This window comes from Nonomuraea gerenzanensis, assembly GCF_020215645.1.
Taxonomy (GTDB): Bacteria; Actinomycetota; Actinomycetes; order Streptosporangiales; family Streptosporangiaceae; genus Nonomuraea; species Nonomuraea gerenzanensis.
This window is the reverse complement of the sequence record NZ_CP084058.1, coordinates 4436297-4459938: the sequence shown is the minus strand read 5'-3', so window position 1 is coordinate 4459938 and position 23642 is coordinate 4436297. Positions and strand designations below refer to the sequence as shown.

The following is a 23642-nucleotide window of genomic DNA, read 5'->3' as shown; positions in this document are numbered from 1 at the left end:
AGGAGCGGCGACGTGCACGCAGACGACCAGGCGACTCCTCTCCCCGACCCCACGACCCCTTCCCGGGCCGCCGACGCGTCGCCCGGCGCTCTTGCCTCGCAGGCGCCCGACGGCGGCGCGGCGGCGCACGACAACGGCACGCCCGCCGACGGCGTAACGCCCCAGGCGCGCGACGGCGACGCGCCGGAGCCGCGTGACGACGACGCGGCGGCGGGTGCGGAGGCGTTGGAGCGGCTGGCGGCGACGGTCGAGCGGTTGCGGCGGGAGGCCGAGCGAGCCAGGCGCGAGGCCGCCGACCAGGCCCTGATCGAGCTGGCCAAGGGCGTCCTGCTGGAACGGCTGCGCTGCGGCCCCGCGCACGCCGCCGAGCAGCTCGCCATCCTCGCCGCCAAGGCCGGCGTGTCCCGCCTGGAGGTGGCCGCCGACATCGTCAACGAGGTCGCCGGGGACCGCATCGGCGCGGCGGCGGAAGCGGACCCGGAGGTCTCCGTGAGGCTGCGCGCCGCCGAGAGCGCCGCGCTGGGCGCGGACGACACGCAGGTGGTGGCCGTGGCGCTGCTGGAGCACGCACTGACCCCGCTGGGCGCCACGGCCGTGGCGGTGTGGGCGGCAGAGCCGGGCGCCGCGCTCACCCTGGTCGGGTGCGCCGGGTTCGGCCACGAGGAGGCCAGGCGGTGGCGGCATGTCCCGCCGGGCGTGGTCACCCCGGCGGGGCGGTCGCTGACGGAGCGGCGGACGATCTGGCACGCCGACACGGGCCTGCCCGCCATCGGCCGGCTCGTCGCGGGCGGCGGCCGGGTCACGGTGCCGATGACGGCGAACGGCCGGGTGCTCGGCGTGCTGGAGATCTGCTGGCCGCACGCGCTGCCCCCGCACCCGCCCCGGCTCGAACGGCAGATCGAGGCCATGGCCGAGCTGTGCGCGCACACCCTGGACACGCCGTTCGCGGCGCCGTCGCCGTCCTCGCCCGCGCTGTCGGAGCTGGTGGACCTGGCCGACGCGCTACCCGACCCCGCCCTGGTGCTGCAGGCGCACCTGGACGTCGGGGACGAGCCGGTCGACTTCCGGATCAGGCACGTCAACGAGCGGATCACCGGTGGCGACGGGCTGCTGCTGGAGGCGTTCCCGCTGGTGCCGGGCGGGCTGCTGCTGGAGGCCTATCCCCGGGCGGCGGGCGGGCTGTTCGAGCGCCTGCTGCAGGTGCACGCCACGGGCAAGCCGTTCAGGGCCGCGCGGATGACGCTCGGCCTGAGTGCCACGGGGGTGGCCGACGTGAGCCTCACCCGGCACGGCGACAGCGTGCTGATGGTCTGGCGCGCCCACGACGAGGACGCGCGGCTGGCCGGCCTGCTGGAGCACGCCCAGCGGCTGGGCCGCATCGGCGGCTTCGAGGAGAACGCGGTGACCGGCCAGGTCACCTGGAACGCCCAGCTCTACTCCCTGTACGGGATGGCGCCGGGCGACCGCCCGATCCCGCTGGAACGGCTGCGCGACCACGCCCATCCCGACGACGAGATCGCGATCGGCCGGTTCCTGCGCACGGTGCTGCACCACCGGCGGTTCGCGGCGGTGGCGTTCCGGCTGGTGCGCCCCGACGGGGTCAGCCGCCACATGCGGGTGGTGGCCGAGCCGGTGTTCGGGCCGGAGGGGCGGCTCATGGCGGTGCGGGGGGCGTACCAGGACATCTCCTCCCAGCACTGGACGGAGGTCGCGCTGTCGGTCACCCGCGACCAGCTCGCCCACACCGAGCAGCGCTCGGCCGCGAGCAACCGCCTGGCCCTGCAGCTCCAGCAGGCGATCATGCCGCCCTCGCACGGCACGATGGAGTCGCTGGGCCTGCACATCGCCGTCCGTTACCGGCCGGCGCAGAAGGAGGACCTGGTGGGCGGCGACTGGTACGACGCGGTGGCGCTGCCGTCCCAGCGGGTGCTGCTGTCGGTGGGCGACGTGGCGGGGCACGGCGTGGAGGCGGCCACCGGCATGGTGATCCTGCGCAACGCGCTGCGCGGCCTGGCCACCACCGGAGCGGGCCCCGCGCAGCTCATGAGCTGGCTGAACCAGGTCGCCCACCACCTGGCGGACCGGATGACCGCGACCGCCGTCTGCGCCCTGTACGACCCGCCCACCCGCGAGCTGCGCTGGGCCAGGGCCGGCCACCTGCCGCCGATCCTGCTGCGCGAAGGGGCCGGCTCGGAGCTGCCCATGGTCAGGGGGCCGCTGCTGGGCGCGTTCACCGACGCCCAGTACGAGGAGGGACGGCTCCAGCTACGGGCCGAGGACACGCTGCTGATGTACACCGACGGCCTGATCGAGCGGCGCGACCACAACCTGCGCCACGCCCAGGACCAGCTCCTGACCATCGCCCGGCGCGCCGCCGCCACGCTCGACCACCGCCTCGACGACCTGCTCACCCACTGCAACTCCGACACCGACGACGACACCTGCCTCATCGGCGTGCACCTGAGCTGACCGCGCCTGCCCACCGGCGAAGGCCGCCGGGACCCCACGTTGTCTGCCCGGCGTCCTTCTGGGCATCCTTGGTCCGGTGGAGGACCTCAGGAACGCCGACCTGCTCCTGGCCGACGCGCGGGCCCTGCTCGCCGAGCACGCCAGCGTGCGCGCGCAGGCGGCGCACGCTCTCGACGCGCTGCGCCGCGACGTGGCCAGGGCCGGGCTGGAGTCGGTGCCGGTCTCGCGGCTGAAGGACGTGACCGGCGGGCGGCTGCGCATCTCCACGCTGGAGAAAGCCGGGTTCGGCACGGTGCGGCAGGTGCTGGACGCGACGCCGTACGAGCTGCAGTCGCTGCCCGGGATCGGCGCGCGGACGGCGGGGCAGATCCACGCGGCCGCCCGGCAGATCGAGCAGGCCGCCGCCGAGGCCGCGAGCCTGCGTCTCGACGTGGATCGGCCCGACCACCACACCACGGAGCTGGTGGTCTGCCTGCACCGCCTGGTGGTCGCGGGCCCCGACCTGCCGCGCGCGCTGGAGGCCGCCGGCGACCTGGCGGAGCGGCTGGCGCCGCTGCTGGCGCAGGCGCGGCCGGCGCGCAGCCGGCTGCGGATGATGTTCACGCTGCCGGCGCGGCGCAGGCGGGCGCGGGAGGCCGTCGAGGAGATCGAGGCCCTGCTGGACGGCGCCGCCGCGACGCGGCTGCTGCTCGCCCAGGTCACCGCCGACCTGCTGCGCCCGCCCGCTCGCGACTTCGAGGCGTGGGCCGACTTCGAGTCCCGCTCGCCGGAGTACTTCGCGCTGCTGGCGGAGCTGGCCGGCGAGCCGCTCGGGACGGGTCAGGGGCTGCTGCCGGACGACCTGGCGGCCAAGGTCGCCGCGCAGCCGCTGGACGACACGCACCGGCGGGTGTCGCTGCGCGGGTACCAGGCGTTCGGCGCCCGCTTCTCGCTCGCGCAGGAGCGCGTGATCATCGGTGACGAGATGGGGCTGGGCAAGTCGATCGAGGCCATCGCGGCGCTGGCGCACCTGCAGGCGTCCGGCGACACGCACTTCCTGGTGGTGTGCCCGGCGAGCGTGCTGATCAACTGGGTGCGCGAGATCGGCTCGCGCAGCACGCTGCGCGCCTACCCGCTGCACGGGCCCGACAGGCCCGCCGCGCGGCGGGAGTGGCTGCGGGACGGCGGCGTCGCGGTGGCCACCCTGGACGGCCTGCACCGGCTCGGCGACCTGGCGGCCGTGGAGCTGGGCATGCTGGTCGTGGACGAGGCCCACTACGTCAAGAACCCGGAGACGAGGCGGTCGCGGGCCGTCGCGGCCTGGTGCGGGCGGACACGGCGGGTGCTGTTCCTGACGGGTACGCCGATGGAGAACCGGGTCGAGGAGTTCCGGACGCTGATCTCGTACCTGCGGCCCGACCTGGCCGCCGAGCTGCGCAGCAGCGACGTGGTGGCGGGGGCACGGGCCTTTCGCAAGGCGGTCGCGCCCGTGTACCTGCGGCGCAACCAGCAGGACGTGCTGGCGGAGCTGCCGGAGCGGGTGGAGGCCGACGAGTGGGTGGAGTTCAGCGGGGCCGACTTCGCGGTGTACCGGGAGGCGGTGGCCGAGGGGAACTTCATGGCCATGCGGCGTGCCGCCTACGCCGAGCCCGCCACCTCGGCCAAGCTCAAGCGGCTGCTGGAGCTGGTCGAGGACGCCGCGGCCAACGGGCTGAAGGTGGTGGTGTTCTCGTACTTCCGCGCGGTGCTCGCCGCCGTGGGCGCGGCGCTGGACGGGCGGGCGCACGGGCCCCTGTCAGGAGACGTGCCCGCCGAGCGGCGCCAGCAGCTGGTGGACGAGTTCTCCGCCGCCGCCGGGCACGCGGTGCTGCTCAGCCAGGTGCAGGCCGGCGGGGTGGGGCTGAACCTTCAGGCGGCGTCGGTGGTGATCCTGTGCGAGCCGCAGGTCAAGCCGAGCATGGAGACGCAGGCCGTGGGGCGGGCGCACCGGATGGGGCAGGTGCGCCGGGTGCAGGTGCACCGGCTGCTCACCGTGGACTCGGTGGACCAGCGCATGCTGGACATCCTGCGGCGCAAGTCCCGGCTGTTCGACGCCTACGCCAGGCGCAGCGACCTGGCGGAGTCGTCGGGCGAGGCGATGGACGTGTCGGAGCAGACGCTGGCCCGCCTGGTGATCGAGGAGGAGCAGCGCCGCCTGCTGCCCGGCGGCTCGTGATCGAGGAGCGGCACCGCCGCCCGCCGCCTCGGCCGAGCCGGCCCCGGCCGGTGATCAGCCCGCCCCGAAGCAGACGAACGTGCACGCCGGCTCCCCCTCGGCGGCAGCCGCGAGCGCGTCGGCGGGGGACGCGCCGAGTGCCACTCCCCGGTGGTAGGCCACCATGACCTGCTCGGCCACCGCGTCGGGCACGCGGGTGAGGCTGGAGATGACGGTGGACGTGCCCAGGTAGAGCAGGGCCGCGGTGAAGCCCAGCAGCTCGTCGCCCGCCCTGACCACCGCCTGGCCCACGTCGCACGCCGACAGCACCACGTGCCCGGGCGTCCTGTCCAGGCGCTGCAGGTCGTGGGCCATGAGGGGGCCGTCGGCCAGGTCCAGGCGGGAGAAGAGCACGTTCTCGCGCTCGTGGTGGCCGTGGGTGGCGAAGTGGGCGAAGGACGCGCCGTCGAGCGCCGAGAGGGTGGCCGACACGGTGGCCCGCTCGCCGCGCAGCGTGTGCGCCTTGGGGTGCACCGCGCCCAGCCGCTCGATCTCGCGCTCGGCGTGCTCCAGGTCCGGCCCGGCGACCAGGACCGACGAGCTGCCGTCCTGGACGAACGGCTCGGCCGCGCGCCTGGCCGCCAGCCACACCAGCGCGGACGGCGCCACCGCCAGCGGCCTGCCGCGCAGGTCGGGCAGCAGCCCCCAGGGCACGGCGGACAGGCCCATCGTCGGGATCAGCACGATGCCCCTGGCGCCGGACAGCGCCTGCCGCAGCGGAGCCGCGAGCGCGCCGGCGATCACGCCGAGCTGGCGCTGGATCGAGGCTTCGATCACCGCTTTCAGCGCGGGCCGCAGGTTGCGTCCCGCCTGCGCGTTGAGGTCTCCCGCCAGGCGCCGCGCCGCCTCCGCCACCGGTTCGTACGCGCTGAGCCTGTGCAGGTGACAGCGGCCGTTCACGAGCACCACGGCGAGCAGCCCGCCGCCCACGTTCAGCAGGCTGACCAGCGCGAGCCCGTCCTCCGCCAGCGCCTCGTGCACGGCGGCCACCGTGGCGGGGGCCAGCCGCTCGCCGACGCCGGGCAGTTGCCAGCCGCGCTCCCTGATCACCTGCTCCAGCTCCAGGCAGCGCCTGCGCAGCGCGGGGCGGCGGCGGCCGGCGGCCTCGTCGGCGTGCATCTGCTGGGCGAGCTGGCGCAGCTCGGCCAGCGCCTCGGCGGTCTGGTCGTCCTCGGGGGCGCGCGTGGGGCGGAACCGGAACGCCTGCGCCCGGCAGCGCTCGGACCAGGCGAACACCTGCCGTGGCGAGCTGCCCGCCAGGGCCGCCCGCAGGCCGTGGGCCGCCAGGTCGGCGCCCAGGGCGGCCACGCCGGTGAGCATGTCGAGGCTGCCCAGGGTGCCTCGGTGGGAGTCGATGAGGGCCAGGCCCGAGCGGACCTTGCGCAGTGCCTGACCGCGGTGGCCCTGCGCGCCGGCCAGCTCGGCCTCCGCCAGGCGCCGCATCAGGCGCACGTCCAGCGGCTCGCCCCTGCCCCGTCCACCGCCACGGGCCGTCGTCCCGCCGGACGGCCCCTCGCCCGGGGACGGACGCACGTTGTGGAGGGGCGAGGACGATGGGCCGGTGGCGGTCCCGTCGGCGGTCGCCGCAGATGGACAGGCGGCCGATTCGGCGGCCGTGAGGTGACCGGCCGCGATGTGGGCGCGTACCGAGACGAGCCGGGCCATCTCCCCGTCGTCCGGCATCGCGAGCTGCGCGAAGCGGGCCGCCAGGTCCCGGGCGCGCCTGGCCACCGACCGGGGAGCGGTGCCCTGGGCCAGGTCGGAGCGCAGGCGCATGAGCTCGGCGCGGCGGGCCCACGCCTCGCTGCCCCGCCGCCGGAAGTGGGTCTCGGCCCGCCTGGCCCAGTCGCGGGCCTCGGCGTGCCGGCCGGCGTCGAGCGCGCACTGAGCCCTGGCCAGCTCGGCCTCGGCGTAGTCCTGCATCAGACGCTGCCTGCGGAAGCCGTCGATGGCCCGGTCGAGCGTGTGGCCCGCCTCGTCGGTCAGGCCGACGGCGAGCAGCGCGCGGGCCCGGTCGAGGGCGAGCACGGGCAGGAAGCCCGGGTTGACCTCCTGGTAGAGCCGCTCCACCCGGGCGAACACGCTCAGCGCGGCCGGCACGTCGCCGAGCAGCAGGTCGCAGTAGCCGTCGTTGTGCAGGGCCTTGGCCGCGATCACGGGATGGCCGTGGGCGTGCGCGAGCTGGGCGCTCCTGCGGGCGTCGTCCCTGGCCTGGCGGACGTGGCCGGTCGTGATGTGGATGACCGACCGGTTGAGCAGCACCCTGGCCAGCTCGACGCGGTCGCCGTCCACCGACAGCATGGGGGCGGCGATGTCCAGCTCGCGCAGCGCCTGGGTGCTGGAGCCCATGCGCAGGTGCATCAGCCCGCGCTGTGCGTGCACGATGGCCAGCTCCCCGGCGCGGGCGCGGCGCTGGGCCTCGTCGAGCAGCTCCATCCCCAGCTCGCTGCGCCCCTGCTCGGCCTCGGCATGCGCGAGGCTGGTCAGCAGGCGGGCGAGCAGGCTGTCGTCGCCGGTATGTTCGGTGGAGGGGGCGGCCCAGCCGAGCAGGTCGAGGGCCTGGCGGAGCCTGCGGGCGGCAAGGGCCGGGCGGCCGTTGTCGGTCGCCTCGACGCTGAGCCTGTGCAGTCGTTCCGCCTGCTCGCGGAGCGTGCCCGCACGCCCGCTGTCTCGCATCCGGCCTCGCGGTGGTCAGAGGATGAGTGAGGGCGTCACCGCCAGTATCGTCGCCTGCGCCGGATCATCAAGTCCCTGGCGCACCACGAGTTGCGACAGCCCTCTCGGCACCACGTCGAGCACGAACCGTCCCTGGTCGTCGGCCCTGACGACGTGGGCGCCCGCGCCGCAGCGCAGCTCGACCAGGTGGTCGCCGGGCGGCGCGAGCCAGCCGTCCACGCGGACGGCGTGCTCGTCGCGCGCGCTGACGCTGATCATGATGGTGAGGATCTCGCTGTCGAACGTGATCGTCCGGCTGTCCTCGCCACCGCGCACGCCGGCGGGCAGCACGTCCTCCTCCTGCGGCCGTAGCACCTCGAACTCGGGCGACTCCAGGGCCAGGGCGAACTGCAGGCGTTCGACGAGCGTGGCGGGCACGGGATCGACGACGCGGTAGACGTTCGCGATCTCCTCGGCGAGGTGCTGGTCCTCGGGGGTGAAGTGGGGGTGACCCCCCTGGGCCGTGTTCATCAGGAACTCCAATCCGGGTCCTTCGCGAGCAGGAGGCGGAGCTTCGCGAAGCACCGGCCGCGGGTGGGCCCGATGCTGCCCAGCGGCATGCCGAGCGCGGCCGCCACCGCGTCGTAGTGGGGGCGCGGCACGAAGGCGACGATCCTGAGCAGCTCGGCGCACCGCTTGGGCAGGCTCTCGACCGCGTGCCAGAGCGCGCGGCGCCGCTCGTCGTCCACGAGCAGCTCGTCGGGGGTCAGCACGCTGTCGGGCAGCTCGTCGAAGGTGTCGTCGCCGGGCAGGTCGTCCTTGCGCGAGGCGCGGCTGACGCGCCACGCCTCGCGGCGGGTGGTGGTGACGAGCCATTCGATGAGCGCGCCGGGGACGGAGATGGCGTGCAGGTGCCGCAGCAGCGTGAGCCAGGTGGTCTGGATGACGTCCTCGGCGGCCTGCTGGCTCAGGCCCTGGTTGCGCGCGGTGTGCCAGAGCACGGGGGTCAGCTCGGCGACGATGGCGTCGAGCGCGGCGCTGTTGCCCTGCCGCGCCTCGATGAGCAGCGCGGCGAGCCGGTCGCGGCGCTCGGCGCGGGCGGTGGGCGCACGTCCGAGTGCGGGGTCGCCGGTCATCAGATCGGCACGATTTCCGGCCGCGCGACCTTGTCGTCGATCAGGACGTCGACGGCGGCCCTGGCCCGTTCGACCCGGCTCACGCCCACCTGCTGGACGGTCTTGGTCAGCTCGGCGGCGATGGCGCCCGCGACGATCGGCGCCGCGAAGGACGTGCCGCTCCAGGCGCAGTGCGCCCCCATGGCGTCGCCGTCGAGCGAGGCCCGCTCGCCGGTGCTGAGCGTGGCGTTCTGGGCGCCGTGGAACTGGGGCGGGAACGTGCTGACGACCATGGCGCCGGGCGCCCGCCACCGTACGGCGGGGTGCTCGTTGCTGAAGATGGCGATGCTGCCGTCGGGGTTCTTGGCGGCGACGCCGAGCATGGGCGCGAGCGGCGGCCCCTGCACGGGGGTCTCGGAGAGGGCGGCGAGGTAGAACGGCCTGGTGGTGGCGTAGTTGCCGGCGGCGTTGACCACGATGACGCCGCGCGCCCGGAGCTGGTTGACCTTGTCGAACAGTGCCTGCATGGCGGGGCTGCCGGTCTCGGCGAAGGCGCCGAAGGAGCAGCACAGCACGTCCACGGACTGGCCGCCGTCCAGCAGCTCCACCAGGCGGTCGAGCGCCGCGTGCAGGGCCTCGCCGGGCACCACGCCGTCGCTGTGCATGACCTTGTACATCAGGACGCGGGCGTCGGGCGCGATCTGCGCGATGAGGCCGGCCAGCATGAGGCCGTGGCCGGTGTGCGAGTTGAGGGTGCCGACCAGCGGGTTGGGCAGGTGGCCGAGGTCCTCGTGCCCGACGAGCTTGGCGATGTCGCGGCCCTGGTAGGCCGGGTGGCTGTCCTCGATGAGCTGCTGCCCGGCCGGGTCGACGGTCAGGAACGCGTCGGGGTCGCTCACGGGCCTGAACCAGGGGTGCGCGGCCACGCCGGTGTCGAGGGTGACCACGGTGATCCTGGGCCCGCCGAGCTCTTCGAGCGAGCGGCGGCGCGGCGGCCCCGCCACCACGGTGACGGGGGTGCGGCCGTAGCCGGGGCGGCTGTGGCCGCCGGGCTCGTCGGTGACGGCGTGCCCGCTGGTGGCGGGCTCGCCGCCGAGGTCGAGCGAGCCGATCCCGCTGGTGGCCGAGCCCACGAACAGGTGGTCCAGGCAGATCTGTTCGAGCCCCTGCCTGTCGGCCAGGGGGCGGGACTCCCGGCGCAGGGCGCGGCGGATGGCCCGCAGGGCCGGCCAGGCGTCCGCCTTGACGTCGAGCCGCCCCTCGCCGATGGTCAGGACGGCGGGCAGCCAGACGGTCTCGCGGTCCACCTGCCTGCGGCGGGCCCGCTCGATGCTCTCCTCCGACAGCTTGAGGCCGACGTCGGCCAGCGCCGTGTTGATGAAGTCGGTGTCGTCCCGGTTGACGAGCAGGTGCCCGGGGACGAGGAGCACGTCCGCGCGGTAGACCGTCGTGTCGGGCCGGGTCTCGCCGTCGTCCAGGCCGACGGCCCACGGGTCGAGGACCTTGGCTCCGTGCCGGTCCAGGATCTCCCGGGGGAGGGTGAAACCCTGCCAGGACGGCCCGAACTGCTCGGCGGGGCCGCTCTTGGGAGCCTCGGGGATGTAGTCGATCGTCATGCGCCGTCTCCGTTCTTCCCTCTGTGGCGTACGAGAGCGGACGGGAGGCGCCGATACGCGGGGAACATAACGGAAAGGTCACGATCCCTGGAGGAGCTAAATGCTTGCAGAAAGTTTCCACAAAGTCCTTGCAAAGGCTGAGCGCGGTAGGTAACTTCCGGGCAATCCCCACGTGATCGCCTTCAGCTGCGGCGCCAAGGGCTGGATCGCAATCGACAACGGCACCGGCTCGTACGCGGTCGCGAGCGTCGCCGGCGGCACCACGGCCGCGACGATCGACGTCACCTGGAAGTGATCAGGCGCCCAGGGCGGCGCGCAACATCGGCAGGGCCCGCTCCAGCGCCCGCTCCCAGTAGGGCCAGGTGTGCGTGCCCGCCCCGTAGAAGTCGGTGGTGACCTGCGCGCCCGCCGCGCGCGCCCGCTCGGCGAAGACGGCCGCCTGCCGCAGCAGCGCGCCCTCGAAGTCGGCCGTGGCGCCCGGTGGGTCCAGCGGCCCCGGCCGCCCGTCGCCGCAGGACACGTAGAGCGGCACCCCGCCCAGCCGCGCGGCCAGGCGGGCGGGGTTGTGCGCCTCCCACGCCTGCCCGTCCGGCTCGCCCCACAGGGCGGCGGGGTCCTCGCCGTTCTCGCGGAGCAGCCGGCGCACGCCGGAGCCGTCGCCGGTGGTGTCGAGCACGCCGGAGAAGGACGCGGCGGCGCGGAACAGGCCGGGGTGGCGGGCGGCGTAGACCATGGCGCCCAGCCCGCCCATCGACAGCCCGGCCACCGCCCGGTCGGGCCCGGCGCCGAACTCGGCCTCGATCAGCGGGATCAGCTCCTCGATGTGGAAGGTCTCCCACTGCGGGCCGCGTACCCAGTCGGAGTAGAAGCCGACCCGGCCGCCCTCCGGCACCACCACGATGGCGGGCAGCCCGTCGGTGAGCCGCTCCGCGCCGCCCTCCTCCACCCAGCCGAGATGGCTCGCGCCGCAGCAGCCGTGCAGCAGGTAGAGCACCGGCCAGGGCCCGGAGCCGGGGGTCCAGCCGCGCGGCAGCAGCACGCGTACGGGGGTCTCGCGGCCGAGCGCCCTGGACAGGACGCTGAGCGACTGCCCGCGCTCGCCCGCCCGCTCCTGCTCGACGATGCGCACGCCGTCGACCCGGGTCTCGGGCAGCACCGGGGCGGGCACGCAGCCCAGTGCCAGCAGCGCGAGCGCCACCGCGAGGGCGGCCCCGGCCCTCACTGCCCGGCCGTCGGGTCGAAGCCGCGCAGCATCATGCCCTGCCCGCGCGAGTGGTGCACGTCGTCGGCGGGCCGGTCGCGGGGGTCGCGGAACTGGACGAGCAGCGTCGTACGGGCCTCGGCCGACCGGTTGACGCCGGACCCGTGCACGGTCAGGTAGCTGAGGAACAGCACGTCCCCCGCCTCCGCCTCGACCGGCACCGCCTGCTCCAGCGGCCACCGCTCCGGCGGCAGGTGCCAGCCGCCCTCCTCGACGTGCGGCAGCGGCCCGTGCCTGTGGCTGCCCGGCACGACCCGCACGCAGCCCTTCTCCTCGGGGGCGTCGTCGAAGTGGAAGATGGCCGCGCCGACCGTGTGGCGGGTGTGCGGGAAGTGCGCGGCATCCTGGTGCAGGGGGAACGGCGAGCCCTTCTCGGCCGGCTTGACGAAGATCTTGGTGTGGTGGAGCTGGACGTTCCGCGACCCGATCAGGTCCGCCGCCACGTCGGTGAAGCGGGGGTCGAGCATGAGCCGGGCGAACGCGGCCGAGTGGAACTGGGCGTCGTGGCAGTGCCGCAGCTCGGTGGCGATGCCGGCCAGCCGCCTGGCGCTGCCCCAGGTGGGATCGTACGGGCGTAACCGCGACAGCACCGCGTGGCACTCCTCGCGGTAGGCCTTCGCCTCGTCCTTGCCGATCAGGCCCCTGACGAGCAGGTAACCGTGTTCCCGGTAGAACCGGGTCGTCGGAGTGTCGGTCATCCCAGCCTCCCAGTGCCGCGCGGTCCCCCTTCACTGTGTGCCCGGGAAGCGACCGGGGGAAGAGTGGCGGGCCCGCGCCCGCCACCCTTCCCGGGCGCTACCGGCAGGTGACCGGGTAGACCGCCCGCATGGCGGGCTTGTTGTGGTTGAGCACCTCCAGGACGACCGTGCCGTCCTTGCGCTCGGGACGCTCCCAGTTGGCCGCCTGCACCTCAAGGATCCCGCTCTGGCCGACCTTCAGCGTCGAGGGCGCGGTGGGGTCGCCGTCGGTGACCCAGCGGAAGGTGATCTCCGTGCCCGGGGCCGCCGCGAACGCGCCGTGCGCCGTCACGTAGGGGGCGTCCACGCAGTCACCGTGGTAGGCGACCGGCCACAGCTCGGTGATCTCCACGGTGCCGGGCTCGGGCTTGCGCTGCTTGCACGTCCAGGCGTAGGCCTCCTGCATGAACGGCTTGTTGTGGTTGAGCACCTCCAGGCGGACGACGCCGGTGCCGCTGGTGCGGGCGGAGCCGTACCAGAAGTCGCCGATCTTGCTCTTGACGCCGGGCCTGAGCACCTCGCTCCTGAGCGGGCCGGGCTTGCCGTCGATGACCAGGCGGTACTTGACCTCGGCCTCGCGGTCGGTCGTCACCAGGCCGTCGGCGCGCAGGCCGTACGAGCTGTCGCACACGCCGTGGAAGACCGGCGTCAGCAGGTAGTGGAAGGTGAGCTTGGCCTCGCCCGGCTGGTCGGTGCAGGTGAAGCCGAACTCGCGCGTCACCGGCTCCCGCGGCCCCGTCTCGGTCATCAGGCCGAGCGTGTGGCGGCCGGCGCCGGCCCGCTCCAGGGACCACGCGGCCGTGACGTCCTGGGCGCGGGGCTGGTCGGAGGCGGCGAAGTCGAGGACCTGCTGCTGCCACTTGTTCCCGTCGAGGATCCACCAGTACGTGATCTTCGCGGCGGGTCCGGCGGGCAGCGCGATGCGGCCGCTGGCCTGGTAGGCGACCGGTTCGAGGCACTCGCCCGCGTAGTCGCCCGGGGTGAGGGCGGTGATGCTGGGCACCGGCTTCTGCGCCGGGGGCGGGGTCGGCGTCGGAGTCGTGGGCGTCGGAGTCGTGGGGGGAGGGCTCGTCGGCGGCGGCGACGTCGGCGGCGGGCTGGTCGGCGGGGTGGACGCGCAGGTCACCTGGTACGCCGCCCGGCCGGAGTCATGGCCCGCCGTGAGCAGCCGGATCGCCTTCCATCCGGTGGTGGAGCTGCCCGCACCCAGCGGGAGCACGACCTGGCGGCTGCGCGGCCCGTGTGCGGGGAAGTACAGCGACTGCGCCGGCCCCTCGCCGGTGGCGCTGTCGATCCACTGGTAGTCCACCTTGGCCGGCGTGCGCGAGACCTGGATCGTGCCGGTGAACCGCACGGTGGCGGGGCACGTCCCGCTGTAGGAGGGCGGATCGGCCGTCACGGACGCGGCGGCGACCAGCGGCTTGCCGGGCCGGGCGGGCAGGTGGTGCCGGTCGTCCCAGACCGTGACCCGCCCGGAGCAGGTGACGCTGAACCTGGCCTTGGCCGACAGGCCCTTCCTGCCCAGGATCTCGACCGCCTGCCAGCCGGAGGTGGTGCGCTCGAAGGTCTGGCGGTCCCGCACGACCACCGCGCGCGTACGGCTCACGCGCACGGTCTTGACGGCACTGCGGCTGCCGTCACCGCGCACCCAGCGGTACCGGACGGTGGCCGCGCCCTTGGCGGCCACCACGGCCGAGAAGCCGACGGTCGTGGGGCAGCGGCCGGACTGCTCGGCGGGGCTCGCCTTGACCTGGGCCACCTTGACGGTCGGCGCGGCGCTGGAGGCCGAGGCGGGCGGCGGGGCGGCCAGCAGACCGCTGAGCAGTGCGGCGCCCAGCAGCAACGCTGTCCTCTTCATCTTCGGGGGTCCCTTTCTTCGCTGGTGAAGGGACCACGATGCGCAACCGGTCTTGGACGTCACTTGGATCCCTCTTGTAACGGCGGCGCGTGTGCGACCATGGCTGCGGGCGGAGCCGTCTCGGGAAGGGGAGTGCCAGTGGCGCGCGTGCTGGTGGTCGGTCTCGATCCCGCCAGGATCCAGGGCTGGGACCCGGAGCCGGTGCAGGCGGCGATAGCGCGCGGCCGGGCCCGTTTCGACGATCACGGCATCGCGGCCGACTACTGCCTGGTGGCGCTCGACGACGATCCGGAAGGCACGATCGCCGAGGCGCTGACCCGCGCGGACTACGCCTGTGTGGTGATCGGGGGCGGCATCCGCACGTACGAGCCGTTGCTCGAGTTCTTCGAGAAGGTGATCAACCTGGTCCGGCGGCACGCGCCCGGCGCCGCCATCGCCTTCGACAGCAGCCCGGAGGACTGCGCCGACGCCGCCCTGCGGTGGCTGCGCCAGGGCGCGTAAGGGCCTCAGTCGTGACGCACGCGGGGATGGGCAGGGCGCTGCCGGCGAGCGGGCTCACCGGCTCCCAGGTGTGGAGAAGGTGCTTAACTGGGGGTCGTAAAACGTTTCATCACGATCTTTGCGGAAGGTCCCCCTTGGACTACGAACGCCAGCCGTACAGAAGGTGCGGCCGCAGCGGACTGCTCCTGCCCGCCGTGTCGCTCGGCCTCTGGCACAACTTCGGCGAGGGCAAGCCGCTGGAGACCCAGCGCGCGATCCTGCACAAGGCCTTCGACCTGGGCATCACGCACTTCGACATCGCCGACCGCTACGGCCCGCCCATCGGCGCCGCCGAGGCCGCCTTCGGCAGGCTCCTGCCGAAGTCCCTGCGTGACGAGGTCGTGGTCACCACCAAGGGCTTCAACCCCATGTGGGACGGCCCGTACGGCGTGGGCGGCTCGCGCAAGCACCTGCTGGCCACCCTCGACCGCTCGCTGGCCCGGCTCGGCCTCGACTACGTGGACATCTTCTACCTGCACCGCGACGACGAGGAGACGCCGCTGGAGGAGCAGGTCGCCACGCTGGACCACATGGTCCGCACCGGCCGCGCCCTCTACGTCGGCGTCTCGAACTTCTCCCCCGAGCGCACCGCCCAGGCCGCCCGCCTGCTGCGCTCCCTCGGCACCCCGCTGCTGGTGCACCAGCCGCCGTACTCGCTGCTGAACCGGCACATCGAGGAGTCGCTGCTCGGCGTGCTGGAGGAGGAGGGCGTCGGGTGCGTGGTGTACTCGCCGCTGGCCCAGGGCCTGCTGACCGACCGCTACCTGAACGGCATCCCGGCCGACTCGCGGGCGGCCGAGGGCCGGTTCCTGACGCCTGACCGGGTGACGCCCGAGGTGCTGGCGTTCGTGCGGTCGCTGGCGGAGCTGGCCGCCTCGCGCGGGCAGACGGTGGCGCAGCTCGCGCTGGCGTGGGCGCTGCGGGACCCGCGCATCACCTCCGTGCTCGTCGGCGCCTCCAGCCCCGAGCAGCTCGAGGCGAACGTGGCGGCGGTGGACCGGCTGGACTTCACCGAGGACGAGCTGGCCGGCATCGACCGGGCCGCCAAGGAGGCCGGCGTCCAGGCGTGACCGCGATCGGCGGGCGGCCCATCCGAGCACCGGCTCCCGGGCCGCCCGCCGCTCAGGACGTACTGCTCAGGACGTACCGCTCGGGACGTACCGCTCAGGACGTGCTGCTCAGGACGCGCCGGATCGCGTCGTGAGGCGGTCGCGGACGGCGGCCAGCGTGCCGGCGAGCGTGTCGTGCACGATCTCGTCCGGCCGCGCGAGGCGCGTCTGCCAGCGCACGTCCGCCACGCGCGGATACCCGGGATCCGCCCCCGCCACGATCGCCCGCGCCGGGTTGTCCAGCGCCGCCCCCAGCTCCAGCAGCGCGATCGGCTGCGTGCTGTCCCCCGGCGGGAACCAGAACATGGTCAGCACCCCCGGCAGATGCAGATGGTGATGCTCCCACGCGATCTGTGCCGGCGCCGCGTCCGGATCCCCCATCGGAAAGTCACGGCGGCGCGGGTTGAGCACGACAGCCCCGCACCGGCCGAGCACCCGCGCCGCCTCCCGCTGCCAGTCGGCCACCCCGGTGATCCCGCCGGCCAGGAACACCGCGGGCGGGTCGCCGGCCGCGGGCGAGTAGTAGTCGGGCGCCTCGTAGTAACCGCTGTAGTAACCGTTCATGGCCGCCTCCGGCGACTTTGGTCATGGCTAGTACATCCATCGATGTAGCGGCGATCTCGCTCCCCGGGATGACGGAAGCCGCCCCGCGCGCCAGCACAGTGGAGAGTGTGGACAGACGCATCGACGCCCTGGACGTCCTGCGCGGCGCGGCCATCCTCGGCACGCTGGGCACCAACATCTGGATCTTCACCGACCCCGCGGGCCCGCTGGCGTTCCTGAGCTTCGGCGGGGACCCCGGCGTGGTGGAGGCGTTCCTGCGGTTCCTGTCCAACGGCAAGTTCCTCGGGCTGCTCACGCTCCTCTTCGGCGTCGGGCTGGAGCTGCAGTATCGCAGCGCGGCGCGCAGGGGCGTGCCGTGGCCCGGCCGCTACCTGTGGCGGGCGGCGCTGCTGCTGGTGGAGGGGACGCTGCACTTCGTCCTGGTCTTCGAGTTCGACGTGCTGATGGGGTACGCGATCACCTCCATGATCGTGGCGTACCTGATCGGGCGGAGCGACCGGGTCGTCACAGCCTGGATGGCCGTGGCGGGCACGCTGCTCGTGACCATGGTGGGGCTGGTCACGCTGGCCCTGCTGGCGGCGCCGCCCGGCGGGGCGGGGGCGGTCGCGTACCCGCGGAGCTGGCTGGACCAGGTGCGGCTGCGTCTGGACAACCTGCTGGTGTTCCGCGCCGAGCTGATCTTCATCGTGCCGCTGGGCATCGTGCTGTTCCTGCTCGGCGCCCGCTTGCTGCGCGCCGGCGTGTTCGACGAGCGGGGCGCGCGGCTGCGCGGCCGGCTGATGGCGGTCGGCCTGGGGGTCGGTGTGCCGCTGAACCTGCTGACCTCCTTCGCGGGCCCCGCCTGGTTCATGGTGGACCGCTACCTCATGGCGCCGCTGGTCGCGCTGGGCCTGCTGGCGCTGGTCACCTCGATCGTGCTCGCCATGAAGGGCGAGCCGGGCGTGCTGCGCAGGGGGCTGACCGACGTCGGCCGTACGGCGCTGTCCTGCTACGTGTTCCAGAACCTGGCCGCGGGCCTGCTCTGCTACGGCTGGGGCCTGGGCCTGGCCACCCGGTTCGACGAGCTGCGGCCCTGGTGGGTGCCGGTGGCGTGGGGCGGGATCTGCCTGATGTTCATGGTGGCGTCGTCGCTGTGGCTGCGCCGGTTCGGGCGCGGGCCGCTGGAGCTGGCCTGGCAGTGGGCGTACCAGGCGCCGTTCAGGACGCGTGCCGCGGCCGGACGATAGGCGGCGCCCGACCCCCCGCGCCACGGTCACGGACAGGAGCGTGTTTCAATGCTCCGACATGGAACCTCTCGGCGCGGAGCCCTCCAGATGACCGCGCGCCCGCTCGACTGGCTGCTGGCGTTCGCGGGCGGCGTGCTGCTGACGCTGATGACCCAGGCCAACGCCGTGCTCGCGCGCCACACCGACGCGTTCTACGCCTCCTGGGCCGCGCACGCGCTCGGCGCCGTGGTCGCGTTCCTCCTGGTGCTGACCATCGCCCGCCGCAAGCCGCCCGCGCAGGAGCCGGAGGCGGGCGGGACACCGCTCTGGTACTACCTGGGCGGCATCCCGGGCGCGCTCGTGGTCGTCCTGTCGGCGATCGCGGTCAACAGCGAGCTGGCCCTGGCCGGGACCATCGCCCTCATGCTCACCGGGCAGCTCGTGTTCGGCACCGCCGCCGACCATCTCGGCCTGCTGCACACCCCCAGGCGCCGCGTCACGGCCATGGACCTGGCGGTCGCCGGGTGCGTGCTCGCGGGCAGCGTGCTGATCGTGCTCGGCGGAGCGTGAGCGATGCTCTTCTTCGTACTGCTCGCGCTGGTCAACGGCGTGCTCATCGGCGCCAGCCGGACCATCAACGGCCAGCTCAGCACCCGGGCGGGGGCGTTCAGGGCGTCCGTGTGGAACCATGTGGTGGGCTTCGCCTTCCTCAGCGTGGTTCTGCTCGTCCTGCGCGTCTGGCCGGACGTGACGGACGTGCCCGTCGCCGCGTACGCGGGCGGGGTGTTCGGGGCGCTCTTCGTGGCGGTCAACAGTTACGTCTTCCCCAGGCTGGGTGCGATGAGCGCGTCGGTGCTGGTGATCAGCGGGCAGGTGCTTTCCGCCGTGGTGATCGACTGGGTTCAGCAGGGGGCGCCGGCGCCGCTCAGGGTGATCGGCGTGGCCCTCGTGCTGCTGGGGCTGAGCCTGCCGCGCGTCATGGCCCGCTTGCGGCGCGAGGAGCCCCGGGACTGACTTCACTGAGCGTTCCTCCGGCGCGCCGCGAAGGCGAGGAGGGTCCCTGCCGCCGCCAGCACGACGACCGCTCCCCCGGCGATCCACCCCCGGTCCACGCCCGCCCCGCGCTCGGCCCGCAGCGGCCCGGCGGCCTGGTGCGTCTCGCCGGTCGCCACCGGCGGCAAGGGCCTGCCCAGGACCTCGACGAGCTCGGGGCCGACCGGCCCCGCCAGGCTCTCGTGGCCGGCCGCCCGCTCGTCGCCGGGCCGCAGCGGGCCCGTGCCCGGATCCAGCGGCACGTTGCCCGAGCACAGGTGGGACGACAGCTCGACCCCTTCGACCACGGGCCCCGAGGACGCGGCGGCGGCGAACACCAGGTAACGCCCGCCCCGCTCGAACGCGTAGCCGCACGAGGCGCTGTCGGCGCTGGTCGTGAGCGTGAATCCGGCAGCGGGCGCCCCCTTGTAGACCTGGTCGGCCCGGAAGGTGAACACCCGGGGTCTGCCGAGGCCGCCCGCCTCGCGCATCCCGGTCACGGTGCCGGTGAAGACCGCGTCGGCGTGCCGTACGGCCTGCGCAGGTGTGAGGTTCGCGCAGCTGCAGGCGTGGGCGGCCGTGGACAGCCCGGCGAGGATCGAGGCGGCGAGGGCGAGGAGAGCGAGGAAGCGGAGCACCATGTCCCTACCACGTACCCGAGGGGGTGAACCGTTCAATCCCGTCCCGGCGGTCCCGTTCGCCTGGAGGACGATCCACGTTCACAATCCCGCCTAAACCACCCCATAAATTGCCATTTCATGACTTTTAATACTGTTTCGCGACGATCTCTGCTCACCGGCGCGCTGGCGGGCGCGGGGCTCACCGTGCTCGGCGGCGCCCCCGCCCGCGCCGCGGCCAGGCCCGGCGGGCGGGCGCCACGCGTGCTCATCGCCACGAACGAGCCGTGGGGCACCTACCACGCGGCGCCCCTGCTGCCGGAGGCGCAGCGACTGGGCTGGGAGCTGGCGCAGCTCGTGCCCGACCGTACGGGCATCAAGCCAGGCGACCCGGTGCCGGTCGCGCTGCTCGACGAGGTCACCGACGCGGACCTGCTGGTCGTGACGGGCGCGGGCGACTGGCCCGCCGACTGCGCGGCACGGCTGCGCCGGGTGCCGCTGGTGGCAAGCTCGCTGGCCTACCAGTTGCCGGTCGAGGCGCCGCGGGCCAAGGAGTTCAGGGGACGGCTGCGGGCGATCACGGCGTCGTCGCCGGCGGAGGCGAAGGTGTTCGACGACTACCTGGGGACGCGCCGCCGGATCGACGTGGTGGGCTCGCCGCAGACCGACGCCCTGCCGGCGCACGCTCCCGAGGCGGGCACCGTCCTGGTGCTCACCAGCGTCACCAGGTCCACCCAGACGGGCGGCTCGGCCCCCGGCACGGAGCTGCTGCTGGCGGCGGCCGAGCGGCTCGCGGCGGCGGGCAAGCACATCCTGGTGGGCCTGCACCCGCGCGAGGACCGCTCGCTCTGGGAGCGGTACGAGATCAGCACCGTCGCCTCGGTCCAGGCGTCGGCCCGCGCCGAGGTCGCGATCGGCATCCCCGGCACGGTCTTCCCCGTCGTCGCCGCGGTGGGCGTGCCGCTGGTCGGCTGCACGGACCCGGCCCTGCAGATCCCCGGCTACCTGCTGAGCGTCTGCTCCCACACGATCACCTCCGCGGACGACGCCGTCACCGCCGCGCAGAGCGCCGAGCCGGTGTCGCGCAAGGTGCTGTACGAGGCGGTCGGGCCGGTGGGCGGCTCGGCCAGGCGGCTGTTCAAGGTGTGGCGCAAGGCGGGGCTGCGGGCGCACGCGGCCTGAGACCGGCGGTGGGTGGGTGGTTGACGTGACGTCCGTGAGCGCTTACGGTTCCGGCAGTCGGTGAAACTATCGACACAATTCCGAAACTTTCGGAAGTCGTGTCGCCACCCAGCCACCCCCACGGCACCGGAGGTCATCGGTGAAGCCCTTGATCATCGCCCTCGCGCTCGTCCTCGCCGCCCCGCTCCCCGCCTCGGCCCACCCGCGCCCGCCGCGCGACCTGCGTCAGCTCTCGCAGCAGACCGGCGTCAAGATCGGCTCAGCGGTGGACCTCGCCGCGCTGCGCGCGGAATCCGACTACCGCAGGACGCTCAACCGCGAGTTCAACCACGTCACCGCGGAGAACGCGATGAAGTGGGAGTCGGTGGAGCCGCAGCGCGGCGTGTTCACCTGGGAGGACGCCGACGCGCTGGTCGAGAGCGCGCGCCGCAACCGCCAGCAGGTACGCGGCCACACCCTCGTCTGGCACAACCAGCTCCCCGCCTGGCTGACCACGGGCGTCGAGGACGGCTCGATCGGCGCCACCGAGCTGCGGCAGATCCTGCGCGACCACATCACCACGCAGGTGCGCCGCTACAAGGGCAAGATCCGGGCCTGGGACGTGGTCAACGAGGTCGTGGAGGAGGACGGCACGATGCGGCAGAGCATCTGGCTCAAGCACCTCGGCCCCGGCTACATCGCCGACGCCTTCCGCTGGGCGCACCGCGCCGACCCGCACGCCAAGCTGTTCATCAACGACTACAACCTGGAGTGGAACGCCCCCAAGATCGAGACCACCCTGTCGGTGGTCAAGGACCTCCAGGCACAGGGCGTGCCGATCCACGGCATCGGCTTCCAGGGCCACCTCGGCATCCAGTACGACTACCCGGGCGACTGGGCGAACGTCATGCGCCGCTTCGCCGACCTCGGCCTGGAGGTCGCGATCACCGAGCTGGACGTGCGCATGGAGCTGCCGGTGACCCCGGAGAAGCTCGCCACCCAGGCCACGTACTACAGCCGGGCCATGACCGACTGCCTCAGCGTCAAGGCCTGCCGCGAGCTGACCGTCTGGGGCTTCACCGACCGGCACTCGTGGGTGCCCGGCTGGTTCGAGGGAGAGGGCGCGGCGTGCCTGCTGGACGAGAACCTGGCGCCCAAGCCCGCCTACCACGCGCTGCTGGCGGTCAAGAGCCCCCGCTGACCGGGACGCCGGGCTGACGCGGCGCTCCCCCTGACCGGGATGCCGGGCTGACGCGGCGTTCCGATGACCGGGCACCTTCCGCCGACGGTGCCCGGTCGCCGCCCAGGTCCTCACGATCCTGCCCACCCGCGTGAGGACCTGGGCTCAGGTCAGCCCTCGGGCGCCTGGTCGAGGCGCTGGAGGAGCCCGTACACGAAGCGGGCGCGATGCGTCCGGCCGCCGTGACGGAAGTCGACCGTCCAGTGGTGCGGCGCCGGGCCGTCGAGCTGTACGGCACCGGGGAAGCTGGCGCCCACGTCCGCCACGACGCAGCCCCAGGGCTCCAGATCGGCGAAGGCCAACGGGGTGGCGCCGGAGGGGCGGACGAACCACTGGTTCCACAGCTCGCCACCGGGGCCGACCAGCGCCTCGTAGGCCAGCTCCGGCCAGGTGGGCAGCGTCCAGCGCAGGACGTCGCAGGTCAGACTGCCTGCGGGCCTGCTGCCCCGGTACGGCGGCGGGCCCAGCGCCCTCCGCAGCGCGGCGGCTCCCTTCGGCGCCCTCGGGGCGTGGGCGAGCCTCGTCCAGTGGGCGTGGGCCTCGCGCAGCTCGGCACGGCCGGCGCCGATGCGACCGAGGGTCTCCTCGACCTTTTCGGCGTTGACGTCGCGCATGCGGTGCATCAGTGTCAGCTCGAACTCACGTACCCCGAAAGCCACCGCCCCAGCTTGCCACTGCCTCAGGGGACCTCGCGCCCGGCGGGCGCGTCGGCAGGGGGACCGCCGTTGGAAGCGGCCCCGCCGTTCGGGCGGTCGCGGGAGGCCACTACGTCGGCGAGGGTGATCTCGCTGAGCAGCGCGTCCTCGTGGCTGCGCAGCCGGTCCCAGATCTCGGCGAGCGGTGCGGCGGCCGGGGAGAAGGGCCGCAGGGCCTGCTCGGCCCCCTCGGTGACGCGGATGACGTCGGCCAGCGCGATCTCCCCCGGCGGCCGGGCCAGCCAGTAGCCGCCGTCCGGACCGCGCTGGCTGCGGATGAGGCCGGCCCGGCGCAGCTGAAGCAGGATGTTGTCGCAGAAACGGCGAGGAATGTCCTGCGTGACGGCGATCCGTTCAGCGTGCACCGGGCTGTCGGCCACGGCCAGGGCGAGCATGGCGCCCAGGGCGTATTGGGTGCGGGCGGAGATTCTCATGGGCCGGCTCAGGCGGAGGCCGTCTCCTCCTCCGTGGCCGTACGCTGCCGCAGGTCGCTCTCCACCGCCTCGACCGACTCGTTGGCCTTGTCGCGCCGGTACTCGCGTACCGACCAGGCGATCGCGGCGGCCCAGATGGCGGCGATGACGATGTAGGCCACGGTCTGGACGCCGCCGGAGGCGTCGATCCAGTCGCTGCGCAGCAGCGTGCGCACGTTGGTCAGCACGATCACGCCGCCGACGGCCGAGCCGAGGATGCGCGGCGGGATGTGCCGGACGAGCCAGGCGGCGATCGGTGCGGCGATGACGCCACCGAGCAGCAGGACGGCGACCCAGGAGAAGTTGATGTTCTCGGAGCCGATGCCGACGAAGAAGCCGACGCTGGCGGCGATGGCGACGAGGAACTCGCTGGCGTCGATGGAGCCGATCACCTTGCGAGGGGCCAGCCGCCCGCTGGCCAGGATGGCGGGCGTCCCGACGGGGCCCCAGCCACCACCGCCGGTGGCGTCCACGAACCCGGCCAGCAGCCCGAGCGGCGCCAGGAAGCGCCTGCGCAGCGGCTTGCCCAGATTCCCGCGCGGCAGGCCGAACGCCGTGAAGCGGATGAGGATGTAGACGCCCAGCGAGAGCAGGATGAGCGACATGACCGGGGCGGCGACCTCGGTGGACAGGCTCGACAGGAACGTCGCCCCGGCGAAGGCGCCGACGGCTCCCGGGAGACCGATCTTCGCGACGACCTTCCAGTCCACGTTGCCGAAGCGCCAGTGGGAGATGCCCGAAGCGAGCGTGGTGCCGATCTCGGCGAGGTGGACGGTGGCGGAGGCGGCGGCCGCGTTGGTGCCGACGGCCAGCAGCAGCGTGGTCGACGTGACGCCATAGGCCATGCCGAGGCTGCCGTCGACCAGCTGGGCCGCGAGGCCGACCAGCCCGAGCAGGATGAGTGCCCGCACGATCTCCCCTTTCCTACGATTCCTACTATACAAGTAGGAATAATCATTTAGCTGGTTGGGCGTGCTGTCAACCCCCGGGATGGGCACAGAATGATGACGGCCCCTGGGATCCCGCGGCGGGCGGTGCTGGGTGGTGGTCGGCGTCGGCTTG

At 73.7% G+C, this 23642-nt stretch carries 22 protein-coding genes; 10 read left to right on the top strand and 12 right to left on the bottom strand.

Features of this window, described 5'->3' with window-relative positions:
• Window positions 1-12 precede the first annotated feature (12 nt).
• Window positions 13-2469 carry a SpoIIE family protein phosphatase gene (locus tag LCN96_RS21105; protein ID WP_225274582.1) on the top strand — a complete coding sequence of 819 codons (2457 nt, stop codon included), beginning with the start codon at window positions 13-15 and terminating at the stop codon, window positions 2467-2469.
• A gap of 76 nt (window positions 2470-2545) precedes the next feature.
• Window positions 2546-4663: a DEAD/DEAH box helicase gene (locus LCN96_RS21100; protein ID WP_225274581.1), complete on the top strand. Its 2118-nt coding sequence runs from the start codon at window positions 2546-2548 to the stop codon at window positions 4661-4663.
• 54 nt (window positions 4664-4717) lie between these two features.
• Here LCN96_RS21100 and LCN96_RS21095 read toward each other — a convergent pair whose 3' ends face one another.
• The 4 genes from LCN96_RS21095 to LCN96_RS21080 are packed head-to-tail and all read right to left on the bottom strand — an operon-like array spanning window position 4718 to window position 10088.
• Window positions 4718-7378 (bottom strand): CHAT domain-containing protein, encoded by a 2661-nt coding sequence (locus LCN96_RS21095; RefSeq protein ID WP_225274580.1) that lies wholly within the window; start codon window positions 7376-7378, stop codon window positions 4718-4720.
• Between the two features lie 15 nt (window positions 7379-7393).
• Window positions 7394-7888, bottom strand: a complete 495-nt coding sequence (locus LCN96_RS21090; RefSeq protein ID WP_225274579.1) for a hypothetical protein — start codon at window positions 7886-7888, stop codon at window positions 7394-7396.
• Window positions 7888-8493, bottom strand: coding sequence for an RNA polymerase sigma factor (locus LCN96_RS21085; RefSeq protein ID WP_225274578.1), 606 nt, complete (start codon window positions 8491-8493; stop codon window positions 7888-7890). The genes LCN96_RS21090 and LCN96_RS21085 overlap by 1 nt, the downstream gene beginning before the upstream one ends.
• A complete protein-coding gene (locus LCN96_RS21080) occupies window positions 8493-10088 on the bottom strand; it encodes a S8 family peptidase (RefSeq protein WP_225274577.1) in 1596 nt (531 codons plus the stop codon). The genes LCN96_RS21085 and LCN96_RS21080 overlap by 1 nt, the downstream gene beginning before the upstream one ends.
• Window positions 10089-10260: 172 nt before the next feature.
• Between LCN96_RS21080 and LCN96_RS56595 the strand changes: the two genes are divergently transcribed.
• Window positions 10261-10383, top strand: coding sequence for a hypothetical protein (locus LCN96_RS56595; RefSeq protein WP_263657499.1), 123 nt, complete (start codon window positions 10261-10263; stop codon window positions 10381-10383).
• Here the strand turns inward: LCN96_RS56595 and LCN96_RS21075 are convergent, their stop codons facing one another.
• From LCN96_RS21075 to LCN96_RS21065, 3 genes are all read right to left on the bottom strand, one after another.
• Window positions 10384-11310 carry an alpha/beta hydrolase gene (locus LCN96_RS21075; protein ID WP_225274576.1) on the bottom strand — a complete coding sequence of 309 codons (927 nt, stop codon included), beginning with the start codon at window positions 11308-11310 and terminating at the stop codon, window positions 10384-10386. It lies immediately after the preceding gene.
• Window positions 11307-12047: a phytanoyl-CoA dioxygenase family protein gene (locus LCN96_RS21070; protein WP_225274575.1), complete on the bottom strand. Its 741-nt coding sequence runs from the start codon at window positions 12045-12047 to the stop codon at window positions 11307-11309. Before LCN96_RS21070 ends, LCN96_RS21075 begins: the two co-directional genes overlap by 4 nt.
• 97 nt (window positions 12048-12144) lie before the next feature.
• Complete coding sequence (locus tag LCN96_RS21065) at window positions 12145-13944, bottom strand: hypothetical protein (protein ID WP_225274574.1); 1800 nt, start codon at window positions 13942-13944, stop codon at window positions 12145-12147.
• Window positions 13945-14082: 138 nt separating this feature from the next.
• On the opposite strand from LCN96_RS21065, the gene LCN96_RS21060 reads away from it, so the two are divergent.
• Window positions 14083-14445, top strand: a complete 363-nt coding sequence (locus LCN96_RS21060; protein ID WP_225274573.1) for a hypothetical protein — start codon at window positions 14083-14085, stop codon at window positions 14443-14445.
• Between the two features lie 134 nt (window positions 14446-14579).
• Complete coding sequence (locus LCN96_RS21055) at window positions 14580-15554, top strand: aldo/keto reductase (protein ID WP_225274572.1); 975 nt, start codon at window positions 14580-14582, stop codon at window positions 15552-15554.
• 108 nt (window positions 15555-15662) lie between these two features.
• Here the strand turns inward: LCN96_RS21055 and LCN96_RS21050 are convergent, their stop codons facing one another.
• Window positions 15663-16157, bottom strand: a complete 495-nt coding sequence (locus tag LCN96_RS21050; protein ID WP_225274571.1) for a nucleoside 2-deoxyribosyltransferase domain-containing protein — start codon at window positions 16155-16157, stop codon at window positions 15663-15665.
• A 107-nt stretch (window positions 16158-16264) separates the two neighbouring features.
• On the opposite strand from LCN96_RS21050, the gene LCN96_RS21045 reads away from it, so the two are divergent.
• The 3 genes from LCN96_RS21045 (at window position 16265) to LCN96_RS21035 (ending at window position 18376) form a co-directional block, all read left to right on the top strand.
• The gene (locus tag LCN96_RS21045; RefSeq protein WP_225274570.1) at window positions 16265-17383 is read left to right on the top strand and encodes a DUF418 domain-containing protein; all 1119 of its coding nucleotides are present in this window, start codon (window positions 16265-16267) and stop codon (window positions 17381-17383) included.
• 87 nt (window positions 17384-17470) lie between these two features.
• Window positions 17471-17932: a DMT family transporter gene (locus tag LCN96_RS21040; RefSeq protein WP_225274569.1), complete on the top strand. Its 462-nt coding sequence runs from the start codon at window positions 17471-17473 to the stop codon at window positions 17930-17932.
• A gap of 3 nt (window positions 17933-17935) precedes the next feature.
• The gene (locus LCN96_RS21035; RefSeq protein WP_225274568.1) at window positions 17936-18376 is read left to right on the top strand and encodes a DMT family transporter; all 441 of its coding nucleotides are present in this window, start codon (window positions 17936-17938) and stop codon (window positions 18374-18376) included.
• A gap of 2 nt (window positions 18377-18378) precedes the next feature.
• Here LCN96_RS21035 and LCN96_RS21030 read toward each other — a convergent pair whose 3' ends face one another.
• Window positions 18379-19035 (bottom strand): hypothetical protein, encoded by a 657-nt coding sequence (locus LCN96_RS21030; RefSeq protein ID WP_225274567.1) that lies wholly within the window; start codon window positions 19033-19035, stop codon window positions 18379-18381.
• Between the two features lie 117 nt (window positions 19036-19152).
• Between LCN96_RS21030 and LCN96_RS21025 the strand changes: the two genes are divergently transcribed.
• Both LCN96_RS21025 and LCN96_RS21020 read left to right on the top strand, forming a co-directional pair.
• The gene (locus LCN96_RS21025; protein WP_225274566.1) at window positions 19153-20193 is read left to right on the top strand and encodes a hypothetical protein; all 1041 of its coding nucleotides are present in this window, start codon (window positions 19153-19155) and stop codon (window positions 20191-20193) included.
• 139 nt (window positions 20194-20332) lie between these two features.
• Window positions 20333-21373, top strand: a complete 1041-nt coding sequence (locus LCN96_RS21020) for an endo-1,4-beta-xylanase (RefSeq protein WP_225274565.1) — start codon at window positions 20333-20335, stop codon at window positions 21371-21373.
• Between the two features lie 149 nt (window positions 21374-21522).
• Here the strand turns inward: LCN96_RS21020 and LCN96_RS21015 are convergent, their stop codons facing one another.
• The 3 genes from LCN96_RS21015 to LCN96_RS21005 are packed head-to-tail and all read right to left on the bottom strand — an operon-like array spanning window position 21523 to window position 23491.
• On the bottom strand, window positions 21523-22071 hold the full coding sequence (locus LCN96_RS21015; protein WP_225274564.1) for a hypothetical protein: 549 nt from the start codon (window positions 22069-22071) through the stop codon (window positions 21523-21525).
• Between the two features lie 20 nt (window positions 22072-22091).
• Window positions 22092-22541: an RrF2 family transcriptional regulator gene (locus LCN96_RS21010; RefSeq protein WP_225274563.1), complete on the bottom strand. Its 450-nt coding sequence runs from the start codon at window positions 22539-22541 to the stop codon at window positions 22092-22094.
• Window positions 22542-22549: 8 nt separating this feature from the next.
• Entirely contained in the window at window positions 22550-23491 is a 942-nt protein-coding gene (locus LCN96_RS21005; RefSeq protein ID WP_225274562.1) for a sulfite exporter TauE/SafE family protein, read from the bottom strand.
• Window positions 23492-23642: the final 151 nt, after the last annotated feature.